At 64.1% G+C, this 24704-nt stretch carries 27 protein-coding genes; 22 read left to right on the forward strand and 5 right to left on the reverse strand.

Going from position 1 to position 24704, the window contains the following annotated elements:
- Positions 1-74 precede the first annotated feature (74 nt).
- The gene (locus JFU57_RS22070; RefSeq protein WP_201130774.1) at positions 75-719 is read left to right on the forward strand and encodes a TetR/AcrR family transcriptional regulator; all 645 of its coding nucleotides are present in this window, start codon (positions 75-77) and stop codon (positions 717-719) included.
- A 71-nt stretch (positions 720-790) separates the two neighbouring features.
- Here the strand turns inward: JFU57_RS22070 and JFU57_RS22075 are convergent, their stop codons facing one another.
- Positions 791-1717: a YncE family protein gene (locus JFU57_RS22075; protein WP_201130775.1), complete on the reverse strand. Its 927-nt coding sequence runs from the start codon at positions 1715-1717 to the stop codon at positions 791-793.
- Between the two features lie 152 nt (positions 1718-1869).
- On the opposite strand from JFU57_RS22075, the gene JFU57_RS22080 reads away from it, so the two are divergent.
- The 14 genes from JFU57_RS22080 to JFU57_RS22145 all read left to right on the forward strand — a co-directional run bounded on the left by JFU57_RS22080 (position 1870) and on the right by JFU57_RS22145 (position 15182).
- Positions 1870-2250 (forward strand): hypothetical protein, encoded by a 381-nt coding sequence (locus tag JFU57_RS22080; RefSeq protein WP_201130776.1) that lies wholly within the window; start codon positions 1870-1872, stop codon positions 2248-2250.
- Between the two features lie 186 nt (positions 2251-2436).
- Positions 2437-3234 carry a hypothetical protein gene (locus JFU57_RS22085; protein ID WP_201130777.1) on the forward strand — a complete coding sequence of 266 codons (798 nt, stop codon included), beginning with the start codon at positions 2437-2439 and terminating at the stop codon, positions 3232-3234.
- Positions 3235-3345: 111 nt separating this feature from the next.
- A complete protein-coding gene (locus JFU57_RS22090; protein ID WP_201130778.1) occupies positions 3346-4026 on the forward strand; it encodes an alanyl-tRNA editing protein in 681 nt (226 codons plus the stop codon).
- 362 nt (positions 4027-4388) lie between these two features.
- Positions 4389-5000 carry a transposase gene (locus JFU57_RS22095; RefSeq protein WP_201130779.1) on the forward strand — a complete coding sequence of 204 codons (612 nt, stop codon included), beginning with the start codon at positions 4389-4391 and terminating at the stop codon, positions 4998-5000.
- 74 nt (positions 5001-5074) lie between these two features.
- The gene (locus tag JFU57_RS22100; protein WP_446739666.1) at positions 5075-6706 is read left to right on the forward strand and encodes a ShlB/FhaC/HecB family hemolysin secretion/activation protein; all 1632 of its coding nucleotides are present in this window, start codon (positions 5075-5077) and stop codon (positions 6704-6706) included.
- 21 nt (positions 6707-6727) lie between these two features.
- A complete protein-coding gene (locus tag JFU57_RS22105) occupies positions 6728-8533 on the forward strand; it encodes a DUF2341 domain-containing protein (RefSeq protein ID WP_201130780.1) in 1806 nt (601 codons plus the stop codon).
- Between the two features lie 11 nt (positions 8534-8544).
- Positions 8545-8970: an ExbD/TolR family protein gene (locus tag JFU57_RS22110; protein ID WP_020294495.1), complete on the forward strand. Its 426-nt coding sequence runs from the start codon at positions 8545-8547 to the stop codon at positions 8968-8970.
- Between the two features lie 3 nt (positions 8971-8973).
- Entirely contained in the window at positions 8974-9684 is a 711-nt protein-coding gene (locus tag JFU57_RS22115) for an energy transducer TonB family protein (RefSeq protein WP_201130781.1), read from the forward strand.
- Between the two features lie 40 nt (positions 9685-9724).
- Complete coding sequence (locus JFU57_RS22120; protein ID WP_078472079.1) at positions 9725-11425, forward strand: putative porin; 1701 nt, start codon at positions 9725-9727, stop codon at positions 11423-11425.
- Positions 11426-11443: 18 nt separating this feature from the next.
- Positions 11444-12091 carry a DNA repair protein gene (locus JFU57_RS22125; RefSeq protein ID WP_201130782.1) on the forward strand — a complete coding sequence of 216 codons (648 nt, stop codon included), beginning with the start codon at positions 11444-11446 and terminating at the stop codon, positions 12089-12091.
- 19 nt (positions 12092-12110) lie between these two features.
- On the forward strand, positions 12111-12605 hold the full coding sequence (locus JFU57_RS22130; RefSeq protein ID WP_078472081.1) for a YbjN domain-containing protein: 495 nt from the start codon (positions 12111-12113) through the stop codon (positions 12603-12605).
- Positions 12602-13552 (forward strand): peptidylprolyl isomerase, encoded by a 951-nt coding sequence (locus tag JFU57_RS22135; RefSeq protein WP_201130783.1) that lies wholly within the window; start codon positions 12602-12604, stop codon positions 13550-13552. The genes JFU57_RS22130 and JFU57_RS22135 overlap by 4 nt, the downstream gene beginning before the upstream one ends.
- 43 nt (positions 13553-13595) lie before the next feature.
- Entirely contained in the window at positions 13596-14573 is a 978-nt protein-coding gene (locus tag JFU57_RS22140) for a LysR family transcriptional regulator (RefSeq protein WP_201130784.1), read from the forward strand.
- A 90-nt stretch (positions 14574-14663) separates the two neighbouring features.
- On the forward strand, positions 14664-15182 hold the full coding sequence (locus JFU57_RS22145; protein ID WP_078472084.1) for a GNAT family N-acetyltransferase: 519 nt from the start codon (positions 14664-14666) through the stop codon (positions 15180-15182).
- A 119-nt stretch (positions 15183-15301) separates the two neighbouring features.
- Here the strand turns inward: JFU57_RS22145 and JFU57_RS22150 are convergent, their stop codons facing one another.
- Positions 15302-15997, reverse strand: coding sequence for an aspartate/glutamate racemase family protein (locus JFU57_RS22150; protein WP_078472085.1), 696 nt, complete (start codon positions 15995-15997; stop codon positions 15302-15304).
- Positions 15998-16077: 80 nt separating this feature from the next.
- Between JFU57_RS22150 and JFU57_RS22155 the strand changes: the two genes are divergently transcribed.
- Both JFU57_RS22155 and JFU57_RS22160 read left to right on the forward strand, forming a co-directional pair.
- Positions 16078-16854 (forward strand): helix-turn-helix domain-containing protein, encoded by a 777-nt coding sequence (locus JFU57_RS22155; protein WP_201130785.1) that lies wholly within the window; start codon positions 16078-16080, stop codon positions 16852-16854.
- A 69-nt stretch (positions 16855-16923) separates the two neighbouring features.
- Positions 16924-17415: a hypothetical protein gene (locus JFU57_RS22160; RefSeq protein WP_078472087.1), complete on the forward strand. Its 492-nt coding sequence runs from the start codon at positions 16924-16926 to the stop codon at positions 17413-17415.
- Positions 17416-17435: 20 nt separating this feature from the next.
- Here JFU57_RS22160 and JFU57_RS22165 read toward each other — a convergent pair whose 3' ends face one another.
- The 3 genes from JFU57_RS22165 to ccoN form a co-directional block, all read right to left on the reverse strand.
- On the reverse strand, positions 17436-17861 hold the full coding sequence (locus JFU57_RS22165; protein WP_102047932.1) for a hypothetical protein: 426 nt from the start codon (positions 17859-17861) through the stop codon (positions 17436-17438).
- A 70-nt stretch (positions 17862-17931) separates the two neighbouring features.
- On the reverse strand, positions 17932-18150 hold the full coding sequence (locus tag JFU57_RS22170) for a cbb3-type cytochrome c oxidase subunit 3 (protein WP_201130786.1): 219 nt from the start codon (positions 18148-18150) through the stop codon (positions 17932-17934).
- Positions 18151-18204: 54 nt separating this feature from the next.
- Positions 18205-19632, reverse strand: a complete 1428-nt coding sequence (ccoN, locus tag JFU57_RS22175) for a cytochrome-c oxidase, cbb3-type subunit I (protein ID WP_078472282.1) — start codon at positions 19630-19632, stop codon at positions 18205-18207.
- A 435-nt stretch (positions 19633-20067) separates the two neighbouring features.
- Here ccoN and JFU57_RS22180 point away from each other — a divergent pair, with 435 nt between their 5' ends.
- The 5 genes from JFU57_RS22180 to tpx all read left to right on the forward strand — a co-directional run bounded on the left by JFU57_RS22180 (position 20068) and on the right by tpx (position 24460).
- Positions 20068-21741, forward strand: a complete 1674-nt coding sequence (locus tag JFU57_RS22180) for a nitrite/sulfite reductase (protein WP_201130787.1) — start codon at positions 20068-20070, stop codon at positions 21739-21741.
- The gene (locus JFU57_RS22185; protein WP_078472090.1) at positions 21738-22232 is read left to right on the forward strand and encodes a DUF934 domain-containing protein; all 495 of its coding nucleotides are present in this window, start codon (positions 21738-21740) and stop codon (positions 22230-22232) included. Before JFU57_RS22180 ends, JFU57_RS22185 begins: the two co-directional genes overlap by 4 nt.
- A 170-nt stretch (positions 22233-22402) precedes the next feature.
- Entirely contained in the window at positions 22403-23074 is a 672-nt protein-coding gene (locus JFU57_RS22190; RefSeq protein ID WP_201130788.1) for a DUF3313 domain-containing protein, read from the forward strand.
- Positions 23075-23239: 165 nt separating this feature from the next.
- Complete coding sequence (locus tag JFU57_RS22195; protein WP_201130789.1) at positions 23240-23683, forward strand: SRPBCC family protein; 444 nt, start codon at positions 23240-23242, stop codon at positions 23681-23683.
- 276 nt (positions 23684-23959) lie between these two features.
- Positions 23960-24460: a thiol peroxidase gene (gene tpx / locus JFU57_RS22200; protein ID WP_020300412.1), complete on the forward strand. Its 501-nt coding sequence runs from the start codon at positions 23960-23962 to the stop codon at positions 24458-24460.
- Positions 24461-24704 lie beyond the last annotated feature (244 nt).

Here is a 24704-nt window from a genome sequence, read left to right on the forward strand (position 1 = left end):
GCATGACTATAAACTAATTTGCGGAATCTAGACAAGACGGCTACAACACAGCAGTCCCCGCACTAGGAATCAGCATGAAACCGCCACAACCACCCGCAACACGCGGGCGTCCTCGCACCATCACCCGGGAACGGATTGTCGACGCCGGTATCAAGATGGGCTTGCCGAGCATCACCTTCGTGGGTGTCAGCGCCGCGCTCGGGGTCAGCCATATGGCGCTCTACAAGCACGTGGCGAACCTCGAAGCACTGAAGAGCATGGTCGCCGAGGAGATTTTCAGCCGTTGGCAGATCCCCCAGGCCAGCGGCAAGGAGCCTGGCGGCCTGCGCGAGTACCTGAGCCTGTTCGTCACTTCGACTCGCGAGTTCGTCAAGGCTCACCCCGGGCTGACCCCCTACGTGATCCGCAGGCTGGCGGCGACGCAGCCCATGCTTGCCAAGATCGACGGGCATCAGAGCCATATCGCCCAGGCCTATGGCATTTCAAAGGAACAGGCGCGCTGGTTGCTGGCGACTGTGGCCTTCCACTGCATCGCCGTGTCCGACACGGTGTATTCGGTCACGGGCCGGGAGCCGGTGGTGAGCGCGGACCGTGCGGTGGAAGAGGCCGAGATGGAGCTGGAGCTGGCTCAGGGCATGCAGGCGCTTATTGTCGGCGCGCTGGCCATGCTGGAAGAGGGGATTGATGGCGTCGGCGCTGAGGGCCAGGTCACGACATAGGTTGCGGCTGCGATCGCCACTGCCGCTCGACTCCGGCCACGGCTACAGGGGGTAGCCGCGGCGGCTGGCTCTTATGCAGGCCGCACAGTCGACAGCTCCAACTGCTCGACCACTTCCCCGGTGAAAAAATCCACGACCTCGGCCAGATGGGTCAACAGATGATCGCCAAACCAGTCGGCGGCGAGCCGGGCGGGTGGGCCTTTCTGGCGCACGACGGTGTTTTCGATCCGGCCGCTGTCGGCTGCGATGATGATGTCTTCGCCCCAGCGCGAGTGTGGCGTTGACGAGATCGGCACGCATAAATGGCTGCCGGATTCGTTGAACAGGATCATCCCCGAACCCAGCTGGCCGTATTCCCCCAGGTCCCGGGACCACAGCGTGGCGCCCGTGCGGTCGCAGCAGAGCAGCCGATTGCTGTCGGTCGTGACAAACAGGGACTGGCCGTCCCGGGAAAACCGCAGGCTCTTGCTCTTGGCCTCCAGCGCCAGCGTCAGCTTGTCGATTTCGCCACTGGCGCAATCCACCGCCAGCAGGCTGTTGCGCGTACGCTCGTCGGGCACCCACAGGCGGCCTTGCAAGGGGTCGATGCAGCCGTAGCGCGCGTCCACATCTCGGGCGATAGGCTCACTGCAGGTTCCGTTGTCGAGGTCGATCACCACCGGGCGTTTTTTGCCATTGAAAGTGCTGGTCAGCGCGTAGCGGCCACTGGGGTCGAACCGGCACCAGAACGACAGGAACTGTTGGGTCTCATGCAGCGCCGCACCGTCCTCCAGAAAACTCAGGCGAGAGCGACTGGCGCCCCGCACCACCTGCCAGTCAGCCCCTTGCAGGGCCATGCGCCGACCATCGCGCGCCACATCCCACACCCTGTCATCCGGCTGGGCACCCAGCGGTTGGGTCAGCGCCCCCGTGTCCGGATGGTATTGGGTCAGGCACGGGACATTGGCGGTGTCGCTCTTGTCAAAAAACACCAGGCGGCGCGGAACATCGACGTACATGAAAACCCCAAAAGCCAGCGAACAAGGAGCGGCAGGATAAAGGCTGGGAGGAGGGGAGGAAAGTGACGTCTGGTGTGGCACACCTCCGGGCTGGGCGGATCCTGCATCGACGTTGCATACTCCGGCCTTTTGCATGGCGGATCCTTGCATCGATGATTATTACCTTGAGCGACGCCGACCTTGATGACGTGATGCGCGCCGCCATCGAAGAAGGCTCCGGCCTCGACCTGAACCCTATTGCTCAGCGCCTGCAGGTCGATCGGCGCGACCTGTTGAACCAGGTCGCGCTGGCCGTGGCCCGAAGGTTTACCTCCAACAGTCGGGATTTCGAGTTCTGCGATGACGTCATGAACGGGTTGATTGGCGCGATTGTCGACCTGTCCCTGGACGCGCAAATGCCTGAGCCGGCGTTTTCCATCTATCAGGCGTTTGATGCCGGGGAATATTGCCACCGCGGCGATCCTCGGGAGGTGTGCCCCTGGGAGAAATACACGCGGCCGGAGCTGGAGCGGATTTTAGCGGCGGTGGAGTAGCTGCTGCTGGAGGCTGCGCTGATCATAAAATCCAGCGCAATTGTTCCAGGTGTACCTCCAGCGCCCATGAGGGCCAGCCCAGCCTCGTGCCTTGGCAGCGGCTACAGCCGGGCAAATTGTTGTTTGACCCGGCACGCGCGTCTGGGCAAGGATCCGCAACCCCTCTCACAACCCAGGCGCTCGATTTTGAATCACAAACAACTGCTGGCTTATCTTCCCCGTGATCTGGTCGATCCCATCGTGCATGACGTTTCGCGACTTACCGCCTGGGAGATGCTGGGCCCGGAAAAAGACCCCCATGAGGCGCTCGCGGCGCGGGTGATCGGGCCGCTGTTGTTGCGTTGGAATTGTGTGTTGAACGCCTCCGGGGAGGTTGCCACCGATCATTACAAGGACCTGATATGCCTGGCCCTGGCGGTGGTGCTGCACCGTCATGGGTTCAAGGACGACGGCTTGACCCACGATGCATTGCGAGCGGTCGACCGGCTCAACGACCAGGTGGTGCTGAGCGACGCTTTTTATCGCCAGCGCGAGGCGATCAAGGCCTTGCTCGTTTCGCCGCCGACCGCGCTGAGCCGGCGCCCGGCAAAGAGCAAGGACCAGACGTTCTGGAGGGCCGGTGATGCCGCGTCGGTGCAGATCGGCGAGTGGTTCTACGGGATTTACGTCCTGGAGATCCTCGGCAATCACGAAGCGCCCATTGTCGAGATTTATGATTTTGCCTCGCGCCAGCGCCCCTCCCCGGCGGACCTCCTGCAGTGCCGGGCCAAGGGCCAGCGTTACAACGATGGCCAGCAGCGTATCTCGCGCCATGCGGCCTACGGCCTGCGGGATCTGCCTGACCGCGCGAATCAGTTCCAGATCATCGCCAGCGGCGTCGCGGCGCCCGGCACCGATCATTTGCAACCCTCGGTCGGCCTGTTCGCGGTCAGCGATCACTTCCGGCTGTTGCGGGATATCCAGGCGCTGTTTGCCCAGGCCTGACCTCGCGGGCAAGGCGCTAGGAGCAGGGCGCGCATAGAGCAAGATCGTACAAGCCATCCCGGTCCGGATTAACTACTGTCTGTTCATGTTCAAAAAAGGAAGATCAGGAACATGACGCGCAAAATATTCTGGGACGAGCCTTATCGGACGACGCTGGACACCGTCGTCAGCCAAGTGAATGGCGAGCAGGTGCAGGTCGAGGCGACGATATTTTTCGCCTTCTCCGGCGGCCAGGAAAGCGATCACGGCTCATTGGCCGGTTACCCGGTGATCAAGGCCGAAAAGCTCGGCCTGGAGATCGTCTACACCTTGGCGCACGACCATTCGCTCAAGGTCGGGGATCCGGTCGCATGGCGCATTGACTGGGCCAGGCGCTATCGGTTGATGCGCCTGCACTTCGCCGCGGAAATGGTCCTGCAACTGGTCTATCAACTGCGCCCGGGCATTGAGCGGATCGGCGCGCATATCGCCCAGGACAAGGCCCGTATCGATTTCGCCAGCGATGTCAGCCTTGCCGGCTGGTTCCCCGAAATCGAACAGGCGGCGAACGAGCTGATCGCCCGTGACCTGCCCATCGTCACCGACTTCAGCGATGTCCAGGCCCAGCGCAGGTATTGGCAGGTGGAGGGGTTTGCCCGGATGGCCTGTGGCGGCACCCACCCCCGCTCAACCCGCGAGATTGGCCAGGTGAAACTCAAGCGCAAGAATACCGGCCGGGGCAAGGAGCGGATTGAGATCCTGTTGCTGGACGATCTGTCTGTTGAAACCCTTGCGGGTGAGCCTTCTGGTTAATCCGGGTGGGGGCTTGGCACCTCGGTCCGCTAGCCGCGGGTGCCAGGCTCGGGTGGCCTATGGATGCAGGCCATAAGAACCCCACACTTCTCCCGCCTGTATCTCTCGCGCCTATTCTGGCCAGCATCTGAACGCGGCCCTAGCTTGCGGCAGCGGCTACAGGCTCTCTTGCTCTTTTTCTTGATTTTTTCAGCGCCTGCCCGGGCTTTTGCCGTGGGCGGTTGGGCGGCGCTTTTTTGTGAATGAAGCTTTTGTGACAAAAGTTCGGTAGCACCGGGTCGCACAGGTCTTGGCTATGTAACGCGCTTGAGGGGGCCCAGAGGGCTTTTTTCGGGGCGAGGCGGGATGCCAGGAGTGAGGCGATGGGGACTATGGAACGTTACTCGAAAGTGGGCATGCAGGAGCTGGATCAGCGGCTGTCGAAGATTGTCGAGGCCGCGCGCAAGAAGCCGGTGTCGGTGTATCGCTACGGCGCGCCGTGGGTCTGGATTGTGTCCCAGGATGACTGGCAGGGCGCCTTGAAGGAGGTGTCCAGCTACATCCCTCCGGGGCATTCGCTGGTGCTGCTGCGTCCGCAGATCGATGACTTGCTGGCCGAGCACCGTGACCTGCTGCAAGGCCTGAACGCCGAGCCGGGCATGCTGATCGCGCCGCAGACGGTGTTGCAGATTTTGTTGCTGCAACTGCTGTATTCGGTGCCCAGCGAGCAGCAGTTGTACGAGCAGCTCAATTACAACCTGCTGTTCCGCTGGTTTGTCGGCCTGGACCTGAATCAGAAGGTCTGGAGTTTCAACGCCCTCAGCCGCGACATCGCCACCTTGCTCAACAACCCGCGAGCGGTGCAACTGATCCAGAAAATCATTGGTGAAGTGTTCTGCGGCGCCTTGCTGCAAATGCCGGAGTTCTCCCTGAATTTCGCCTTGCTGCACACCTGGCTGTCGCGCCACGCCCACACATCGACATCGAACAATTGAAGGGGCCAAACGCTGTGCAGACAGCGACGGCCGGTTCCGGGCGACCGGGCAATTTCGGCAATCTAGGGGGCGGTGTGGAGTATCTGTTCAAGTCAAAGCGGCCGGCGGCGGGCGGGCGCGGCCTGGCGCTGTGCGGCTGGCTGGCGCTGGGGGCGCTGGTGCCGACGGCCCAGGCCGACGAGGCACCTGTGGGGCAGGGCGCGGAGCCGGCGCCACGGCTGGTGGACGTCAACGAGTACTTTGTGCGCGGCAACACGGTGCTCGACGCCCGGGCCATCGAGGAGGCGGTGTACCCGTTTCTCGGCCCGCAAAAGGCCTTGAGCGATATCGAAGGCGCGCGCGATGCCTTGCAGAAGGTCTACCAGGCCCAGGGCTATCAGTCGGTGTTTGTCGAGCTGCCGGAGCAGAAGGTCGATGACGGTATCGTCTACCTGCAAGTCAGCGAGACCAAGGTCGGCCGGGTGCGTGTGGTCGGCGCCAAGCACTATTCGCCGGTGGAGATCCGCGACGAGGTGCCGGCGCTGCAGGAAGGCCAGGTGCCGGATTTCGCCCGGGTGCAGACCCAGCTCGCCGGCCTCAACCGCAGCGCCGGGCGCCAGGTCACGCCGCTGGTGCGTGAAGGCCAGCGCCCGGGAACCATGGACGTCGACCTGCAGGTGGAGGACCAGAATCCGTGGCACGCCAGCCTTGGCCTGAACAACGACTACAGCGCCGACACCGAGAAGCTGCGCAGCGTCGCCACCCTGGGCTACGACAACCTCTGGCAACTGGGGCACAGCATTTCCCTGACCTACTTCACCGCGCCCCAGGACAGCGCCAACGCCAAGGTCTGGTCGGGCTCCTACAGCGCGCCCTTGAGCGAGCGCTGGAGCCTGCAGTTCTCCGGCTATCAGTCCGACAGCAACATCGCCACCATCGGCGGCAGCAACGTGCTGGGCAAGGGCCATTCCTACGGCGTGTCGGCGATCTACAGCCTGCCGGCCGCCGGCAACTGGGCCAACTCGTTGTCCGTGGGGGTGGATTTCAAGGACTTCGACGAGCAGATGCGTTTCGGTTCCAGCAGCGACCAGATTCCCCTCAAGTACGCGCCGCTGACCTTTGGCTACAACGGCTACCGCTACAGCGAAACATCGCAACTGGGGCTGGGCCTGAACCTGATCGTCGGCACCCGCAGCTTTTTCGGCTACGGCAGCGATGCGGAGGAGTTCCAGTACAAGCGTGACGCCGCGAGCCCGAGCTTTGCCGTGCTCAAGGGCGACCTGAACTTCACCTACACCTTCGCCAGCGACTGGCAGTCGGCGTCCAAGGCCGGCTTCCAACTGGCCTCCGGGCCGCTGGTGTCCAACGAGCAGTATTCCGCCGGTGGCGCCACTTCGGTGCGCGGCTACCTGGCCGCTGAGCGCACGGGGGATGAGGGCTACCTGCTGTCCCAGGAGCTGCGTACGCCGTCCCTGGCCAGGTTTCTCGGCAGCTATGTGCAGGAGTGGCGCTTCTACGCCTTCGCCGAAGGCGCACACCTGTCCCTGCATGACCCGCTGCCCGAACAGGAAGACGAGTACAGCCTGGCCAGTGTTGGCCTCGGCACCCGCGCCAGTTTGAGCAAGTGGCTGTCCGGCAGCCTCGACTGGGGCTACCCGCTCAAAGACGGCCCCAACACCCAGAAATACGACCCGCGCCTGCACTTCAGTGTGCAGGCGACGTTCTGACTTTTACGGAGAACCCATCACATGCAACGCTTATTTCTGAGCCTGTTGATCTGCCTGGGCTTCGTGCTCCCGGCCACGGCCCATGCCTGGTGGCAGGATGACTGGCATTACCGCAAGCAGATTTCGGTCGACACCACGCCCCAGGGCGCGGCGATCAACGAGGCCCTGGGCCGTACCGCGCTGCTGGTACGCCTGCACACCGGCAACTTCACCTTTGACGGGGTCAAGGAAGACGGCGCCGACCTGCGCTTTGTCGCGGCCGATGACAAGACCGTGCTCAACCACCAGATCGAAAGCTTCGACCCGCTGATGGGCATGGCCCTGATCTGGGTCGATGTGCCCAAGGTCGAAGGCGGCCAGCGCCAGGACATCTGGATGTACTACGGCAACCAGAAGGCCCCGGCCACCGCCAATGGCCAACTGACCTTCGATCCGAACTACAGCGCGATCTACCACTTCGACGGCGCCAACGGCACGCCGGCCAAGGACACCACCGCCTACGGCAACACGGCGCAGAACGCCACGGGCGCCAGCATCGACGGGGTGATCGGCCGCGCCTTGCAGTTCAGCGGCCAGCCGCTGTTGTTGCCGGCCAGCCCGTCGCTGCAACACAGCGCCGGTGGCGCCTTTACCTTCAGCAGCTGGCTGCGCCTGGACCAGGCCAGCGGCGAGCAAGTGCTGCTGGCCCGCCGCGACGGCGCCCACAGCCTGTTGCTGGGCTTGAACCAGGGCACGCCGTTCGTGGAGGTTGACGGCCAGCGCGCTGTTTCGACCCAGCCGCTGAACCCCGGTCAATGGCAACACCTGGCCTTTACTGCCCAGGGCGAGCGGGTTGCGCTTTACCTCAACGGCCGCGAAACCGCGAGCCTGGCCCTGGCGCTGCCGGCGTTCAATTCGCCCCTGGCCATCGGTGCCGACCTGCCGGACGCCGCCAGCACCCACCTGCCATTCACCGGGGCCCTGGACGAACTGCGCCTGTCCAAGGTCTCGCGCCCGGCCGCCTTGCTCCTGGCCGACGCCAGCGCCCAAGGCGCCGAGTCGAAGCTGGTGGCCTATGGCGTCGATGAAGAGCAGTCGGGTTTCGGTTTCGGCAGCCTGGGCTTTCTGCTCAACGCGGTGCCGGTGGACGCCTGGGTGATCATCCTGGTGCTGGTGGGGATGATGATCCAGTCCTGGATAATCATGCTGCGCAAGAACCGCATGGTCAGCCGGGTCAGCAGTGCCAATGAAGTTTTTCGCGAGCAGTTCGCGCAGATCGGCACGCGCCTGGAAATGTTCGCCGACGACCCGCAACTGGCCGAGCGCCTGACCCATTCCTCGCTGTGGCGCCTGTACCTGGTGGCGGTCAAGGAGATCCGCACCCGGCGGGCCCAGGGCGCCGACACGTCGTCGGTCTCGGCGGCCACCATCGAGGCCATCCGCTGCTCCATGGACGGGGTGCGCACCCGGGAAAACCAGCAGCTCAGCGCCAAGCTGTCGACCCTGTCCAACGCCATCGCCGGCGGACCCTATATCGGCCTCTTGGGCACGGTGCTGGGGATCATGGTGGTGTTCCTCGGCACGGCCATGGCCGGTGACGTCAACATCAACGCCATCGCCCCGGGCATGGCCGCGGCCCTGCTGGCCACCGCCATGGGCCTGTTCGTCGCGATCCCGGCGCTGTTTGGCTACAACCGCCTGATCACCCGCAACCGCGAGGTCAGCGCCGACATGCGGGTGTTCGTCGACGAGTTCATCACCCGCCTGGCGGAGATGCACGGCGAGAGCCAGCACAGCGAAAACGCCCATTGGCGGGTCAGCCATCCCAACGCTTCCGTACCGGCCTGAGGAGAACCGCCATGGCTTCCGTGAACGCCTCCCATGACGACGAAGAAGACGCCGCCGTCGACAGCATCAACATCACGCCCCTGGTGGACGTGCTGATGGTGGTGCTGGTGATGTTTATCCTCACCGCCACCGCCCAGGTCTCGGGGATCCAGATCCACCTGCCCAAGGCCAGCGCCTCGGTGTCGTTGTCCGAGGCCAAGACCAAGGCGATTTCGGTGAACGACGGCGGCCAGGTGTTCCTCGACGCCTACCCGGTGACCCTGGCCGAGCTGGAAGAGCGCCTGCGCATCGAGAAGGCCCAGAGCCCGGACTTTCCGGTGATTGTCCGCGGCGATGCCACGGTGCAGTACCAGAAGGTGATCGAGGTGCTCGACCTGCTGCGGCGCCTGGAGCTGTCCCAGGTCGGGCTGGTCACCGGCAAACCGAGCCAGGGCTGAGCCATGACCGCACAACAACCTATCCAGCTGCCACCGGTGCGGCACACGCCGCGCGCCGCGCGCCTGTTGAAGTGGGGCGCCGGCCTGCTGCTGGGCGCGGTGGCGGCCTGGCTGCTCTGGCAATGGGCCAATGACATGACCGGCGTGCGCCGTGAAGCGCCCAAGGTGCCGACCATCATTCCCTTGCCGCCGCCACCCCCACCGCCTCCGGAAAAGCTGAAGGAGCCTGAGCCCCAGGTCGAGGAAAAAGTCCCCGAACCCGAGCCGACACCAGAGCCGGAACAGGTCAAGCCCGAGGAAGAGGCACCGCCCAACCCGGCCCAGGACCTGGCCAACCCGATGCAGATCGACGGCGATGCCCAGTCCGGCAACGACGGTTTCAACATCGGCGCCGGCAAGGGCGGCGGCATGGCCGGTTCCGGTGGGGGCGGCCTGGGCACCGGGACGTTCAAGCAGTACCTGGCGGCGACCTTCCAGCGCCTGCTGCGCGAAGACCCGGAGCTGCGCAAGAAGGCCTACGCAGTACAGGCGGACCTGTGGTTGAGCGCCGATGGCCAGGTCACCCGGGCCGAGCTGGTGCAGTCCAGTGGCGACCCGCAGACCGATGCCCAGGTGCTGGCGGCGTTGCGCGCCACGCCGCGGCTCAAGGAACGCACGCCGGCCTCGCTGACCCTGCCGGTGCGCCTGTCCCTCAAGGGCCGGCGTCCGGATTGATCGAACCCTATTTGCAGTTTTCTACAGGAGTTGTGTGCAGATGATTTCCCACGTGAATCGATTGACCCTGGCGGTCGGCATGGTCATTGCGACCCTGGTCGGCCAGGCGACGGCCGCTCCGGCTGCGCCTTCGGAAAACGCCACGATCAACCTGATCCGCCTGCTGGTGCAGCAGGGCGTGCTCAAGCAGGAACAGGCCGACGGGCTGATTGCCCAGGCTGAAAGCGAAGCCCGCCAGGCCCGTCAGGCGAGCAATGCGACGGCGGTGGCGGCCGGCCCCGCCACCGCCCCGGGGGATGTGCGGGTGCAGTACGTACCGGCGGCGGTGCGCGACCAGATCCGCGATCAGGTCAAGGCCGAGGTCATGGCCACCGCCAAGCAGGAAAACTGGGCCCAGCCCAACACCTTCCCCGACTGGGTGTCGCGCATCAGCTTCGACGGCGACATTCGCCTGCGGGACGAGTCGCGCTACTACTCGGGCAACAACAGCAATGAAATCGTCGACTACGCCAAGCTCAACGACACGGGCCCCTACGACGTCAACAAAGACACCAACACCAAGCTGCCACCCTTGCTCAACACCCGCGAAGATCGGGAAAACCTGTTCCGCCTGCGTGCACGGTTGGGCATGAAAGCGCTGATTTCACCGGAGTGGACCGCCGGCGTGCGGATCGGCACCGGTTCCGACAACAACCCGGTATCCACCACCCAGACCCTGGGCGGCGGCTTTGGCAAGAAGGACATCTGGCTCGACCAGGGCTACCTGACCTGGAAGGCTACCCAGGACCTGACCCTGACCGGCGGGCGGATCGCCAACCCGTTTTTCTCCACCGACATGATGTATTCCAACGACCTCAACTTCGACGGCGTGGCGGCGATCTTCAATCACACGCTCAACAGCGATTGGGGGCTGTTCGGCACCCTGGGCGCGTTCCCGGTCGAGTACAGCTCCGACACCGCCAGCAGCAACGGCCTGGACAAGGAAGACAGCGACAATAAATGGCTGTTCGGCGGGCAGATCGGCGCCAACTGGCGGATCAATCGTGGCAACAGCCTCAAAGGCGCGTTGGCCTACTACCGCTTCGACGACATCGAAGGCCAGCGCTCCAGCCCTTGCGCACCCTGGGCCGGGCAACCGGCGTGTGACAGTGACGGCTCGCGGGTGGCCTTCATGCAGAAGGGCAACAGCGTGTTCCTGCTGCGCGATATCAGCCCCAACCCGGCCACGCCCGGCCTGACCCCGCAGCCGCAGTACGTCGGCCTGGCGTCCAAGTTCGACGTGCTCGACCTGAACCTGGTGTGGGATGCCGAGTTGCCGGACGACCTCAAGCTGCGCAGCCAGACCAACTTCATTCACAACCTGGCCTACGACAAGGGCGAGATGCTCAAGCGCAGCGAGGGCGAAATCGTCAACAACATCAACCGCAATGGCCAGTTTGAAAGCGGCGCCAACGCGCTGATGGTGCAGTTCACCCTGGGCAGCGCGCTGGAGATGAAAAAGGCCGGCGACTGGAACCTGCTGGCTGGCTACAAGTACATCCAGCCCGACGCCTTGCCGGACGGCTTCAACGACTCGTCGTTTCACCTGGGCGGCACCAACGCCAAGGGCTATTTCATTGGCGGCAACTACGGCATCGACAAGAACATCTACGCCAGCGCCCGTTGGCTGAGCGCTTCAGAGGTGTATGGCGCGCCGTTTGAAGTCGACGTCATGCAGCTGGAAATCAACACGCGCTTCTGACGCGCAGGGAGACGCCACATGAACACGCGAACCCGGGCAGGCGCTTGCTGCCTGTTACTGGCCTTGGGCGGCCTGGCCGCCAGCGGTGCCTTGGCCGAAGGCATGGAGGAGCGCCTGCGCACTCAGCTGCGCAGCACCACCGCGCAATTGCAGGCCCTGCAAAGCGAACAGGCCCAGGCCACTGCTGCACGCAGCGCCGCGGAAAACCAGGCAAAGCAGGCCCAGGCGCAAATCAGGCAACTGACCGCCGAGCTGGACAAGACCCGGGCCCTGGCCGAACAACTGGCCGGCCAGCAGCAAAGCCTGCACAGCCAGGCCCAGGCCCAGGTGGCGGCCAGCAGCGAGCAGGCCGGCAAGTTCAAGAAGGCCTACGACGAGCTGCTGGTCATGGCCCGGGGCAAAGAGACCGAGCGTGCGCGGTTGCAAGGGCAATTGGCCGAACGTGACACACAAGTGCAGCAATGTTCGGTCAAGAATCAGCAGATGTACGAGGTCGCCAAAGAGGTACTGGCGGCCTACGAAAAAATCGACGTGGCCGATGTGATGAAAATCCGCCAGCCGTTTGCCAGCGGCGCCCGGGTCAAGTTCGAGGAACTGGCCCAGGGCTTTGGCGACGGGCTGTACCAGAACCGCTTCGATGCCCCCCAGGCTGCGATCAACCACTGACTGACAAGGAAGAACCTGCATGAACAGCCCACAACTGATTACCAGCGTCACCGTGCCAAGCCTTACCGAGCTGCTGCAAGAGGCCGGCTACCGGGTCAACCAGAGCGAACAGAACGCCATCGTGCAACTGCTCAGCGCCAGCCAGGGCATCGGTTTTGCCGTGCGCTTCGGCAACCCGGCGGCGGAGCCGGGCAGCTACGTGGACTTCACCTACAGCTGCGCGCTGCGGGTCCAGGGTGATTTGCCGGACGGCCTGGCGCAGCTGTGGAATGCCTCGCGGCGCTTTGCCCGCCTGGCGTTGCAGGGCGAGTTTCTGGTGATGGAAATGGACGTGGTGGTGGCCGGTGTTGGCGAAAGCCACCTGCGCAGCCAGCTGGAACTCTGGGACCGCCTGTTGCAGGAATTCATCGTCTACCTGCGCGAATACAGCCAGCACGCGGCGCAGCTCCAGGCCCAGGAATCCGCCGCCGCTGCCCCCGCGCCGGCCCCCACTGAAGAGGCGCACGCCCTGTGAAAAAGCCCAGCCTGGTGATCGGCGCCGGGGCCCTGGCGCTGCTGGTGGTGGGCGTGGGCCTGGCCTTGCGTCCTGGCGTCGATCCGGTGGCCGCCCAGCAGGCGGCGCCCGCCATCGACCTCGAGCCAAGCGGGCCGGCAGTGGCACGCCTGGGCAATCAGCAGGTGGCACTGCCGGAGCTCACGGCGCTGCTCGCGGCGCTGCCCGAAGAGTCGCGGCAGCAACTGCGGGGCAATCGTCCGGCCCTGGAAACCTGGATTCGTTCGCGCCTGGCGCAAAAGGCCGTGCTGGAGCAGGCCGATGCCCAGGGCTGGCGCCAGCGCCCGGAGGTCGAGCAGCAGATGCGCGCCGCCACCGAGCAGATTGTGTTTCGCGACTACATGATTTCGGTCAGCCAGGTGCCGCCGGGCTACCCCAGTGAGGCGGAACTGCAACAGGCCTACGACAGCGGCAAGGCGGGGTGGATGACCCCGGCGCTGTACCGGGTCAGCCAGATCTTCCTGGCGCTCGATGACCCGCAAAGCCTGGATTCGGTGCGGCGTCAGGCCCAGGAGTTGAGTCGCCGGGCCCAAGCCGCGCCCGCCGAGTTCAGCGCCCTGGCCGCGCAGTATTCCCAGGATCGCGAGAGTGCCCGGCGCGGTGGCGACAGTGGCCTGCAGCCCTTGCAGCAACTGGTGCCGGAGGTGCGTGGCGTGGTGGCGCGGCTCAAGCCCGGGTCGGTTTCGGACGCGGTGCAGAGCGCGGCCGGGTTCCATGTGCTCAAGCTTGTCGAGCAACAGCCGGCGCGCCTGGCCAGCCTCGATGAGCTGCGCGAACGGCTGACCCAGGCCCTGCGTGCGCAACGCCAGGAGCAGATCGCCAAGGCCTACCTCGAAGGCATGCTCAACACCGCGACCCTGAGCATCGATGGCGCGCAATTGAACAAAGTGCTGGAGGAGCCGCTTTAGCCACCGGCAATGGATGCAATAACCATAAGACAGGGAGTCAACAATGGCCTTTTTAGAACCCGCTGCACCCCAGGGCATCGCGCCTTATCGCTCGTCCGGCGAACCTCGGGAAGCCTGGCTGGCCCTGGCGGCCGCCATCGACCCCGAGGTGGCCCGCTACTTTCTGGCCAGCGCCCGCTGTGGCTGTTTCATGCAGGCGGCGCGCAGCCTCAATATCAAGGCCACGCTGTTGCGCAAGCAGCTGGCCTTGCTCGAAGAACAGGTGCATCGCTCATTGTTCAGCTACCACGGGAGCGCCTTGACCTTGAGTCGCGAAGGCCATCAGTTACAGGCGCAGTTGATCGCCCTGGCCCATGAACGGCGGTTGCCGGTGATCGAGCAGCCGTTGATCCGCCTGGCGGTGGCCGAGTCGATCCTGCACGACATCCTCGGCCGCGACCTGATTGCCCTGCTGCGGCGCAACGCCAGCGTGCGCCTGGAGATCATCTCGATCGACAGCGAGCTGTCGCTGCAAGCCCTGAGCGCCGATGTGGTGCTGTGGCTGGCCGGGGTGGACTCGCCAGCGCCCGGGCCGAGCTTCGCCACCGATACGCCGCGAGCCCTGGCGCGCCTGGATTATCTGCCGCATATCGCCAAGCGCTATTCGCGGGTGGCGGCACGCCCCGACAGCCTGGATGACCTGGCCGACTACATGCTGGTGCAGTGGCAGCATGACCGCCAGATCGAGGCCTTGCGTCCCTGGAACAGCCTGGTGGAACAGCGTCTGGCCGGGGTGGTGCAGGTGCATGCCTACGAACTGATGCTGGAGATGATCCGCTGCAGCGCCTGCATTGGACTGCTGCCGCGCTACATGAGCTGCTTCGATCGCGGGCTGACGGCCTTGCCCGGGTTGTTCGCCGAGGGCATGCAGCGCCAGGCGTGGATGGCGGTCAATGCCCAGGTCGAGCACCCGCAGGCGGTGGAGCTGATGGTGGAGCTGATCCTCAACACCTTCAACGAGCGGCGCGACTGGTTCGAGTAACGGGGGACGGCAGGCGGGCGAGGTACTCGCCAAGTCGGAGGCGGGCCGCTTACACTCGGCGGCCACACCGATTTCAAGGACGAGCCTGCCATGTCTCACCGTGACCCGACCATCGTCATCGAACGCTTCAGCGAAGCGCACCTCGATGGCATCACCGCCCTCTATAACGACCCGGCCGTGGCGCGCCAGGTGTTGCAGATGCCGTATCAGTCGCGCGAGGTCTGGCGCAAGCGCCTGGACCCGGACAACGAGCGCCGCGTGGCGCTGGTGGCGCTGCATCAAGGCTCGGTGATCGGCAGTTGCAGCATCGAGCAGTATTCGCGGATCCGCCGCGCTCACTGCGGCAGTATCGGCATGGGCGTCGCGGTGCCCTGGCAGGGCAAGGGCATTGGCACCTGTCTGCTGGCGGCGGTATTGGATGTGGCCGACAACTGGATGAACCTGCGCCGCGTGGAATTGACGGTGTACGCCGACAACGAAGCCGCCATCGCCCTGTACCACAAATTCGGTTTCGACAGCGAAGGCCTGCTGCGTGAATACGCCGTGCGGGACGGGCGTTACGTCGACACCCTGAGCATGGCGCGCCTGCGGCCAGCACCCACGGCCTGACCCACCGTCAGCGGCTACCCTGTAGCCGCTGTCGAAGGCTGCGCTGGCCCTCACCAGCGTCGACGCCCTACCTGAACAACCTCGGCCAACCGCCAATCCCGCGCCCAAACCTGACGGCTTCAGGGCTGCTGCAAGGCAAAGGCAACTGCCGCCCGCGCATGCAGCTCGGTGGTGTCGAACAGGGGCAGGGGGCTGTGCTCGGGCTTGATCAGCAGGCCGATTTCCGTGCAGCCCAGGATCACCGCCTGGGCGCCGCGGGCCATCAATGAGGCGATGACCTGCTGATACACCCGGCGCGATTCGGCGCTGATGATGCCCACGCACAACTCCTCGTAGATGATCCGGTGCAGCGCCTGGCGCTCCTCGGCGTCCGGCACCAGCACTTCCAGGCCCTGGGCGCCGAGGCGTTCCTTGAGGAAGGGTTGCTCCATGCTGAAGGCCGTGCCCAGCAGCCCGACCTTGAGTGTGCCGGCTTCCTGCGCGGCCTGGGCCACGGGGTCGGCGATATGCAGAAAGGGCACCTCGACCGCGTTCTGAATCTGCTCGGCGACCCGGTGCATGGTGTTGGTGCAGAGCACGATGCACTCGGCGCCGCCAGCTTGCAGGCGCTGCGCCGCGTCCACCAGAATCAACGCCGCATCCTCCCAGCGTCCGGCATGTTGCGCCTGCTCGACAGGCCCGAAGTCGACGCTGTACATCAGCAGTTTTGCCGAGCGCAAGGGCCCGAGCTGCTCGCGCACCTGCTGGTTGATAAGCCGGTAATACTCGGCGCTGGACTCCCAGCTCATGCCGCCGATAAGGCCGATGGTTCGCATGCAAAGTTCCTGTTGATGACTACCTGAGATGCTCTAAAGTGTGTGCCGACACGCCCCGTCGTTCTATCAGGAAATTTCACATGCTGAGCCAGCCGTTGCTCGATGACCGACTGTGCCTGCAACTGCTGCCGCGCTCGGCCTACAGCGCGCGCGACCCGGCGCAGCGGTCAACCCTGGGCGTGACCCTGGAGCGCCAGCAGGGCGTGCATGCCATCGACAGCGACCACCGCCAGGACTTCGACACCTGGCCCGGCACCCTGGCGCTGACCCCGGCCGGGATCGAGGTTTTTTCCGAGTCGGACACCGGCGGCGAATACCTGCTGTTGCGCTGGCGCGATGAGGCCCTGCAAAGCGTATTGCCCCTGACCTCGGGCCGCGTGCAGCGCCAGGGTCACGGCCGCGCCCTGGCATTGGCGCAGCAGGCACGACGCCTGCTGCTGGAGCCGACCCCGGATGTGCTGGCACTGGAGCATTGCGCGCTGCAATTGCTGGCCTTGCAGGCGGTGACCGAACCGGGGTGCTCGCGTCCGCGTCCAGCGCAGTTCGCCCGGGTGCTGGAGCAGATGGCTGAGCAATACGGGCAGCCGTTGTCCCTGGCACAACTGGCCGCTAGCTGCGGCCAGCATGAGCTGCGCTTTCTGCGGGACTTCACCCGTGCCGTCGGCATGACACCCCACGCCTGGCTTATCGAGACCCGGGTCCAGGCCGCGCGCCGCGCAATCGACAGTAGCGACTTGGCGCTGGCGAGCATCGCCCTGGACGCCGGTTTTGCTCATCAGTCGCATATGGGTAGTGCGTTCCGCAAAGTCCTGGGGCTGACCCCCAGCCAGTACCGGGCGCGCCGACGGGCACTTTAGTCATACGGCCGTGGCTGGCATCTGCCATGATCCAGACCCGCAACACCGGTTTACTCAAGGATCAAGACAATGGACGACGTACAGCAACTGGGCGAGATGCTCAAGCAATTCGCCCAGAGCGAAGCGCACAAGAAACAGCTGTTCGAAAGCCAGTCGGCGGTCTGGGCCACCCGTATCGGCGAGCTGTTCGACCAGATCGAGCAATGGCTGGACCCGGTCAAGAGCCCCAACCTGCTGGAAGTCGCGCGCGAACCCTATGTCGCGTTCGGCCCCAGCGTGGCGGTGGAAACCTCGACCTTCAAGACCGAGAAACTGACCATCGTGATCGCCGGCAAGCCGGTGGAATTCGTGCCGGATGTGATGGGCGCCGGTGGTCTGATTTCACTGGCGGTGATGGGCCTGACCGCAGCGCGTTATGGCAGCGTGTCCCTGGTGGGGCTTGCGTCTGGCACGTGGCAATGGCGCAAGACCAACGGCCTGAAAGACCCGGATACCTTTGCCTTCGACGGCAACTTTCTCGCCGCGCAACTGCAAAGCCTGATCCCCCGCGAACGCGGTTGATCCCGCCGTCGGCGCCGTGCCTACGGCGCCACGACCTGCAACTGATAGCTGCGCTCGGCGCTTTGCCCGGCGCATTGGGTGCCGTAGCTGGCGGTGTAGATCAGCACCGGATAGACCCCTGGGGTGTGCGCGGTGCCCGACAGCTCTGCGAAGTCGCTATTGGCCAGCTGCCGCAGCTCGATGCCCTCGGGCAAGCGTGTGGCCGGGTCCAGGTAGAACCCGCTCAGGGGCGTATGGGACCCCGGCACCGTCAACCTGACCTGGTAGGGCTGGCCGACGATGGCGGCGGGCAGTTGGCCGGGTTCGATCTGCAACGCCGTGCGGCCCATGCAGCCGAGCATGAACAGCGACTCGCAGCCCCCCAGCGTCAGGCTCAGGCCGAGCAGCGCCAGGGTTTTCAGGGTGTGCCGGCCGGCCTTGCCGGGTGTGTCGTGGTCAGTGTGCATGGCAGACGTCCTTGTGAAACCAGGCGTGCAGCTTAAACCAAAGGGCCGGCGCCGGACCGTGGTCCAGGCCTCAAATATCGATATTGCCCCAACCCGGCCTGGCTTCTTCGGGGGCCACGGCCTTGATTTTCTTGCCGGTGGCCAGCTCGACCCGGCGCGCCACTTCCGGGTCGTCGGCAAAGGGAATCAGGCTGGCATCGTCCAGGCTTTGGCTGTTGTGGTGGCGCAGGCAGTACTCGATGCACAGGTACAGGCCGGCCACGCCCAGCAGGTTGAAGAGGATTTCCATGGGTGAATGCTCCCGGGCAAGGCGGGCGCCCCCGCTAGAGGGCGCCCGGGGTGGTCAGGCAATCTGCGCTTCGCGCTCGGCCAGGCCAAGGTCGGCCACGCGTACGGTGCGCCAGGTGTTGTAGGCCATCAGCAGCATGCCGCTGAGGAAGAACACGCCGCCGGCAAAGCGCACCACGAACCCCGGATGGCTGGCCTGCAAGGCTTCGACAAAGGAGTAGGTGAGGGTGCCGTCGTCGTTGATCGCGCGCCACATCAGGCCCTGGGTGATGCCGTTGACCCACATCGAAGCGATGTAGAGCACGGTGCCGATGGTCGCCAGCCAGAAGTGCAGGTTGATCAGCGGTGTGCTGTACATCTGCTCGCGGCCGAAGACCTTGGGGATCATGTGGTACAGCGAGCCGAAGGTGATCATCGCCACCCAGCCCAGGGCCCCGGCGTGCACGTGGCCGATGGTCCAGTCGGTGTAGTGGGACAGGGCGTTGACCGTCTTGATCGCCATCATCGGCCCCTCGAAGGTCGACATGCCGTAGAACGCCAGGGACAGCACCAGAAAACGCAGGATCGGGTCGGTGCGCAATTTATGCCAGGCGCCGGACAGGGTCATCATGCCGTTGATCATGCCGCCCCAGCTCGGGGCCAGTAGGATCAGGGACATGGCCATGCCCAGGGACTGCGCCCAATCCGGCAGGGCGGTGTAGTGCAGGTGGTGCGGGCCGGCCCAGATGTACAGGGTGATCAGGGCCCAGAAATGCACGATCGACAGGCGATAGGAGTACACCGGGCGCCCGACCTGCTTGGGCACGAAGTAATACATCATCCCCAGGAAGCCGGTGGTCAGGAAGAAACCTACGGCGTTGTGGCCGTACCACCACTGGACCATGGCGTCCGTGGCCCCGGAATACACCGGGTAGGACTTGAACCAGTCCACCGGGATCGACAGGTGGTTGACCACGTGGAGCATGGCGATCACCAGGATAAAGGCGCCGAAGAACCAGTTGCCGACGTAGATATGCTTGGTCTTGCGCTGCACCACGGTGGTGAAGAACACGATGGCGTAGGCGACCCAGACCACCGTCATCCACACCGCGCCGCTGAACTCGATCTCGGCGTATTCCTTGGTGGTGGTGTAGCCCAGGGGCAGGCTGATCAGCATGATCACGATCACCGATTGCCAGCCCCAAAAGGTGAAGGCGGCCAGGGTGTCGGAGTACAGCCGCACCTGGCAGGTACGCTGTACCGCGTAGTAGCTGGCGGCAAACTGGGCGCTGCCGGCAAAGCCGAAAATCACCAGGCTGGTGTGCAGCGGACGCAGGCGACCGAAGGTGGTCCAGGGCAGGTCGAGGTTCATTTCCGGCCACACCAGTTGCGAGGCGATCCACACCCCCATGGCCATGCCGATGACGCCCCATACCACGGTCGCCACGACGAATTGGCGAACGACCTTGTAGTTGTAGGCCGGTTCGATTGTTGCTGTGCTCATGGTCAATTCTTCCACGGTTGCAAAGTCTTGCCAGGCCACCCGGTCTGGCATGCCGCAAACTGTAGAAAGCATGGGCGAAACAAAACAGGCTCAGAAAAACTGCATTAATACGGATCAGATTTTTCGCCTGCCTGCGGCCATCGGCCGCGCCCTGATATGGTTTTTTAGTATTTACCTGAATCTGTAACGCGCTGAGCTGTTGCGCCATAGTCTTCATCACACAAGAACCCTGTCCGCCCCCTCCAGCGTGCGACCCCCAACCCTGTAGCCGCTGCCGTGGCACGAGGCTGCGCTGGCCCGTTGCTGGGCCAGGATCGCTCTGGCACTCGCCGATTGTCCGGGCAGGCCAGCGTCCGAGCGCGGCCCGAGCCTGCGGCAGTGGCTACAGGTTGGAGGGGGCGGGAGGGAGCGGCGCAGTACTGATGAGGCAATGACATGTATCTGTATGACGATTACGACCGGGCCCTGGTCTTTGAGCGGGTGGCGCAGTTTCGCGATCAGGTCGAGCGGTTCCTGGCCGGCGAACTGAGCGAGGAAGAGTTCCTGCCGCTGCGGCTGCAGAACGGCCTGTACATGCAAAAGCATGCCTACATGCTGCGGGTGGCGATTCCCTACGGCACCCTCAGTGCGCGGCAGATGCGCACCCTGGCCAGCATCGCCCGGGACTACGACCGCGGCTACGGCCACATCACTACCCGGCAGAACATGCAGTTCAACTGGATCGAGCTGGCCGAGGTGCCGGACATCCTCGAACGCCTGGCCGAGGTCGAGATGCATGCGATCCAGACCTCCGGCAACTGTGTGCGCAACATCACCACCGAAGCCTTTGCCGGGGTGGCCGCCGACGAGATCCTCGACCCCAGGCCGCTGGCGGAAATCCTGCGCCAGTGGTCGACCATCAACCCGGAATTCTTGTACCTGCCGCGCAAGTTCAAGATCGCCATCTGCTCGGCCAGGGAGGATCGGGCGGCGATCATGATGCACGACATCGGCCTGTACCTGTACCGCACCCGGTCCGGGGAAATGCTGCTGCGGGTGATCGTCGGCGGCGGCCTGGGGCGCACGCCGATCCTTGGCTTGCAGATTCGCGAAGGCTTGCCCTGGCAGCACCTGCTGTCCTACGTCGAGGCCGTGCTGCGGGTCTACAACCGTCACGGGCGGCGCGACAACAAGTACAAGGCGCGGATCAAGATCCTGGTCAAGGCCCTGGGGATCGAAGCCTTCGCCAAGGAAGTGGAAGAGGAATGGCAGCACCTCAAGGACGGCCCGGCGCAATTGACCGAAGCCGAGTACCAGCGGGTCGCCAGCGCCTTTGTCTCCCCCGATTACCCGCCGCGCAGCGAGATCGACCTCGACCACGGCGTGCGCCTGGCCGAGAACCCGGGGTTTGCCCGCTGGGTTGCGCGCAACGTGCAGCCGCACAAAGTGCCGGGCTACACCTGCGTGGTGCTCTCGACCAAACCAGGCATGGCGTCGCCGCCGGGGGATGTCCGCGCCGAGCAGATGAGTGCGGTGGCCGACTGGTCCGAACAGTTCGGCTTTGGTGAGATCCGCATGGCCCACGAGCAGAACATCGTCCTGCCGGACGTGCCCAAGTCGCTGTTGTTCGACCTCTGGCAGCAAGCCTGCGAGCAGGGCCTGGGCTGCGCCAACGTTGGCCTGCTGACCGACATCATTGCCTGCCCCGGCGGTGATTTCTGCGCCCTGGCCAATGCCAAGTCGATCCCCATTGCCCAGGGTATCCAGCAGCGTTTCGAAGACCTGGATTACCTGCACGACCTGGGGGATATCAGCCTCAATATCTCCGGCTGCATCAACGCCTGCGGCCACCACCACATCGGCAACATCGGCATTCTCGGGGTCGATAAAAACGGCAGCGAGTGGTACCAGGTCACCCTCGGCGGCGCCCAGGGCCGCGACAGCACCCTGGGCAAGGTGATCGGTCCGTCGTTCAGCGCCGCCGAAATCCCCCAGGTGATCGAGTGGATCATCGCTACCTTCGTGCGTTACCGCGAAAGCGAAGAGCTGTTTATCGACACCCTCAACCGCATCGGCCTGGAGCCGTTCAAGGAGCGGGTCTACCCCAAGGCCCAGGAGGCACTGGCATGAATAACCTGTTGCAACTGCAGGAAGGCGAAGCGCGGCTGGTGGAGGACGATGCCTGGACCCTGGTCCGCGAGGTCGACGGCCCGTTGCCCGACGGGCCCCTGGTCTTGCCCCTGGCGCGCTGGCTGATCCGGCGCATCGAGCACCACCCGGCGCGGGACGCGGTGTGGCTGGGCCCGGACGACGAGGTGGAAAGCCTCAAGCCCTGGCTCAAGCTGCTGCCGATGATTGCCCTGGACTTCCCGAGCTTTCGCGACGGCCGTGCCTACAGCCAGGCCTATCTGCTGCGCACCCGCCTGGGCTGGCTCGGCGAGTTGCGCGCCATCGGCGATGTGCTGCGCGATCAGCTCAGCCATATGCGCCAGTGCGGGTTCGACAGCTTTGCCGTGCGCGAAGACAAATCCGCCACCGATGCCCTCAAGGGCCTGGTCGGCATGAGCGTGCAATATGGGCGCTCGGTGATCGAGCCACGGCCGCTGTTTCGCCGGCGCTAGGTTTTTAGTGCGTCCGCAGCGATCGGGGCGAGTTTCGGTTGCGTGCGGGCGTGTGAAGTGACTGGTAACGGGGGTAGAAACAACTCCGCAGCGCCAGCAAAGTGCCGTGTTTTGGCTATACCTATAACTCCTCCAAACCAGCATCGCTTGGCCCCTGATAGGAGTTACCCATGAAACGTTCACTGATGATAAGCATGCTTTGCATCGCCTCACTCGGGATTACCGGCTGCTCCAGCAGCGTTACCCAACCCGACGAATATTCCGGCTTCCTCAAGGATTACAGCCGGCTCAAGGAAGCCAAGTCGCCCTCGGGGGTGGAGGTGATGCGCTGGATCGATCCCAAGCTCGACGTGAAGCAATACCGCAGCGTGTACATCGAACCTACCCAGTTCTACCCTCAGCCCCAGCCCACCGCAAAAATCCCCCAGAGCACTTTGTCCGGCCTGACCCGTTATTACGACCAGGCGTTGCAGCGCGAGATGAGTAAGTCCCTGCCGCTGGCCAACGGTCCCGGCCCGGGTGTGATTGTGGTGCGGGCGGCGATCACTGCGGTCAGCAGCAAGACCGAGGGCCTCAAGCCTTATGAAATCATCCCGGTGGCCCTGGTGGCTGCGGCAGTCAGCACCGCCAGTGGCATCCGCGACCAGGAAACCACCCTCGCCACCGAAGCAGTATTCCTCGACGGCAGCAGTGACGCGGTGTTGGCCCAGGTGGTGCGCAAAGGCACCGGCAAACCCTTGGAAAACGATACCCAAGTGATGCAGGCCAACGACGTCAAAGGCGTGATCGACGGCTGGGCTTCGGACCTGCACCAGTCCTACCTCAAACTCAAGGGTCGCTGATCTGGCGGCGGTAGATAGGCTGTGCTGCCTCTGGCGGTTGTGTATACCGCATCACGAAACTGAAAGAATGACCTGAAGGTTGTCAAATCGACTCGTTAATACTTGGCTGAGACTCTTTCTTGGCCTGCGGTGGCGGTTTTTTTCAACACAGGGAGTTGTTCATTAATGGCGGTCTTGTTACGCAGCACCTTCATTCCCGGGCGCAGCCCGGCGCAAGTCCTCGACTTCTGCCTGGAGGGCAGCAACTTTCCGAAGATTTTTCCGGAGCCGGTGACGCCCCTGGGGGAGATCGATATCAACGACTTGCGGATCGCCGAGGGGCGCGAGTTCAGGTTTCGCCACTGGATGTTCGGTGTCATCCCGGCGAACTGGAAGGTGGTGATCCGTGAGGTGGGCCCCAGCCATTTTGTCGACGAGATGCTCAAGGGGCCGATGCGTGCCTTTCGCCATGAGCATCGGGTGGAGGCGGCCGAAGGTGGGACCCTCTACACCGACCGTGTGACCTACCAGGCGCTGGGCGGTGCCCCGCTGGAGTGGCTGCTGGTGAATGCCTATATGCGGCGCATTTTCCAGGCCCGCCATCGCAACATGCTTGAACTGCTGGCCTGACCCCCAAACCCCGTAGGCGCTGCCCCAGGCTCGGGCCAGCGTTCGGACGCTGGGCCTGACTGGCGCTGGGGGAGTGTCTGGAATAGGTGTGGTGGTGTTGAGGGCCAGCGCAGCCTCATGCCTCGGCAGCGGCCACAGGGGCGCAGGGAATGTGGCGGGATCTGGGGGATAAATTGTGGGCTGGGCATAGGTCGTTGGCGTGTTTCGTGGTTAACTTCGGCCTTTCGAAAAAACCTTATCGCTGTTCAATCACCTTCGTGCAAAAGGACTCCGTTCATGGCTCAAGTCACTCTTAAAGGCAACCCGGTGCAAGTCAACGGTCAACTGCCGCAAGCCGGTTCCAAGGCCCCTGCGTTTTCCCTGGTGGGTGCAGGCCTGGCCGACGTCACCCTGAGCAGCTTTGCCGGCAAGCGCAAAGTGCTGAATATTTTCCCAAGTGTCGACACCCCAACCTGCGCCACCTCGGTGCGCAAGTTCAACGCCCAGGCCAACGAACTGGCCAACACCGTGGTGCTGTGCATCTCGGCTGACCTGCCGTTCGCCCAGGCTCGTTTCTGCGGCGCCGAAGGCCTGGAAAACGTACAGAACCTGTCCACCCTGCGTGGCCGTGAGTTCATCGAAAACTACGGCGTGGCCATTGCCGACGGCCCGCTGGCCGGCCTGACCGCACGCGCAGTGGTGGTGCTGGATGAGAACGACAACGTGCTGCACAGCGAGCTGGTCAAGGAAATCGCCGAAGAGCCGAACTACGACGCTGCGTTGGCCGTTCTCAAGTAAGCCTCTGTCCCCGTTCTGCGGCGCTGGGCTCAGGCGGCGTTGAAAATGGCTTTGAAATGCGGATTTAGAACCCTGAACTGCAGGTTCTCAGCCATTTCTGCCTGGCCTGGGCGTCGTTAGATCGCGAACCGGCTGCAACAGGTTTTACAATTATTAACGGCCTGGCCCTGTCCAGGCCGTTTTTATTTGTGCTTCAGTGGCTTAGCGGGCGTTGTAAAACGTAAGCCAAAGGTAAATTGCCGGT

Origin of the sequence: Pseudomonas sp. TH07 (assembly GCF_016651285.1) — a bacterium.
GTDB lineage: Bacteria > Pseudomonadota > Gammaproteobacteria > Pseudomonadales > Pseudomonadaceae > Aquipseudomonas.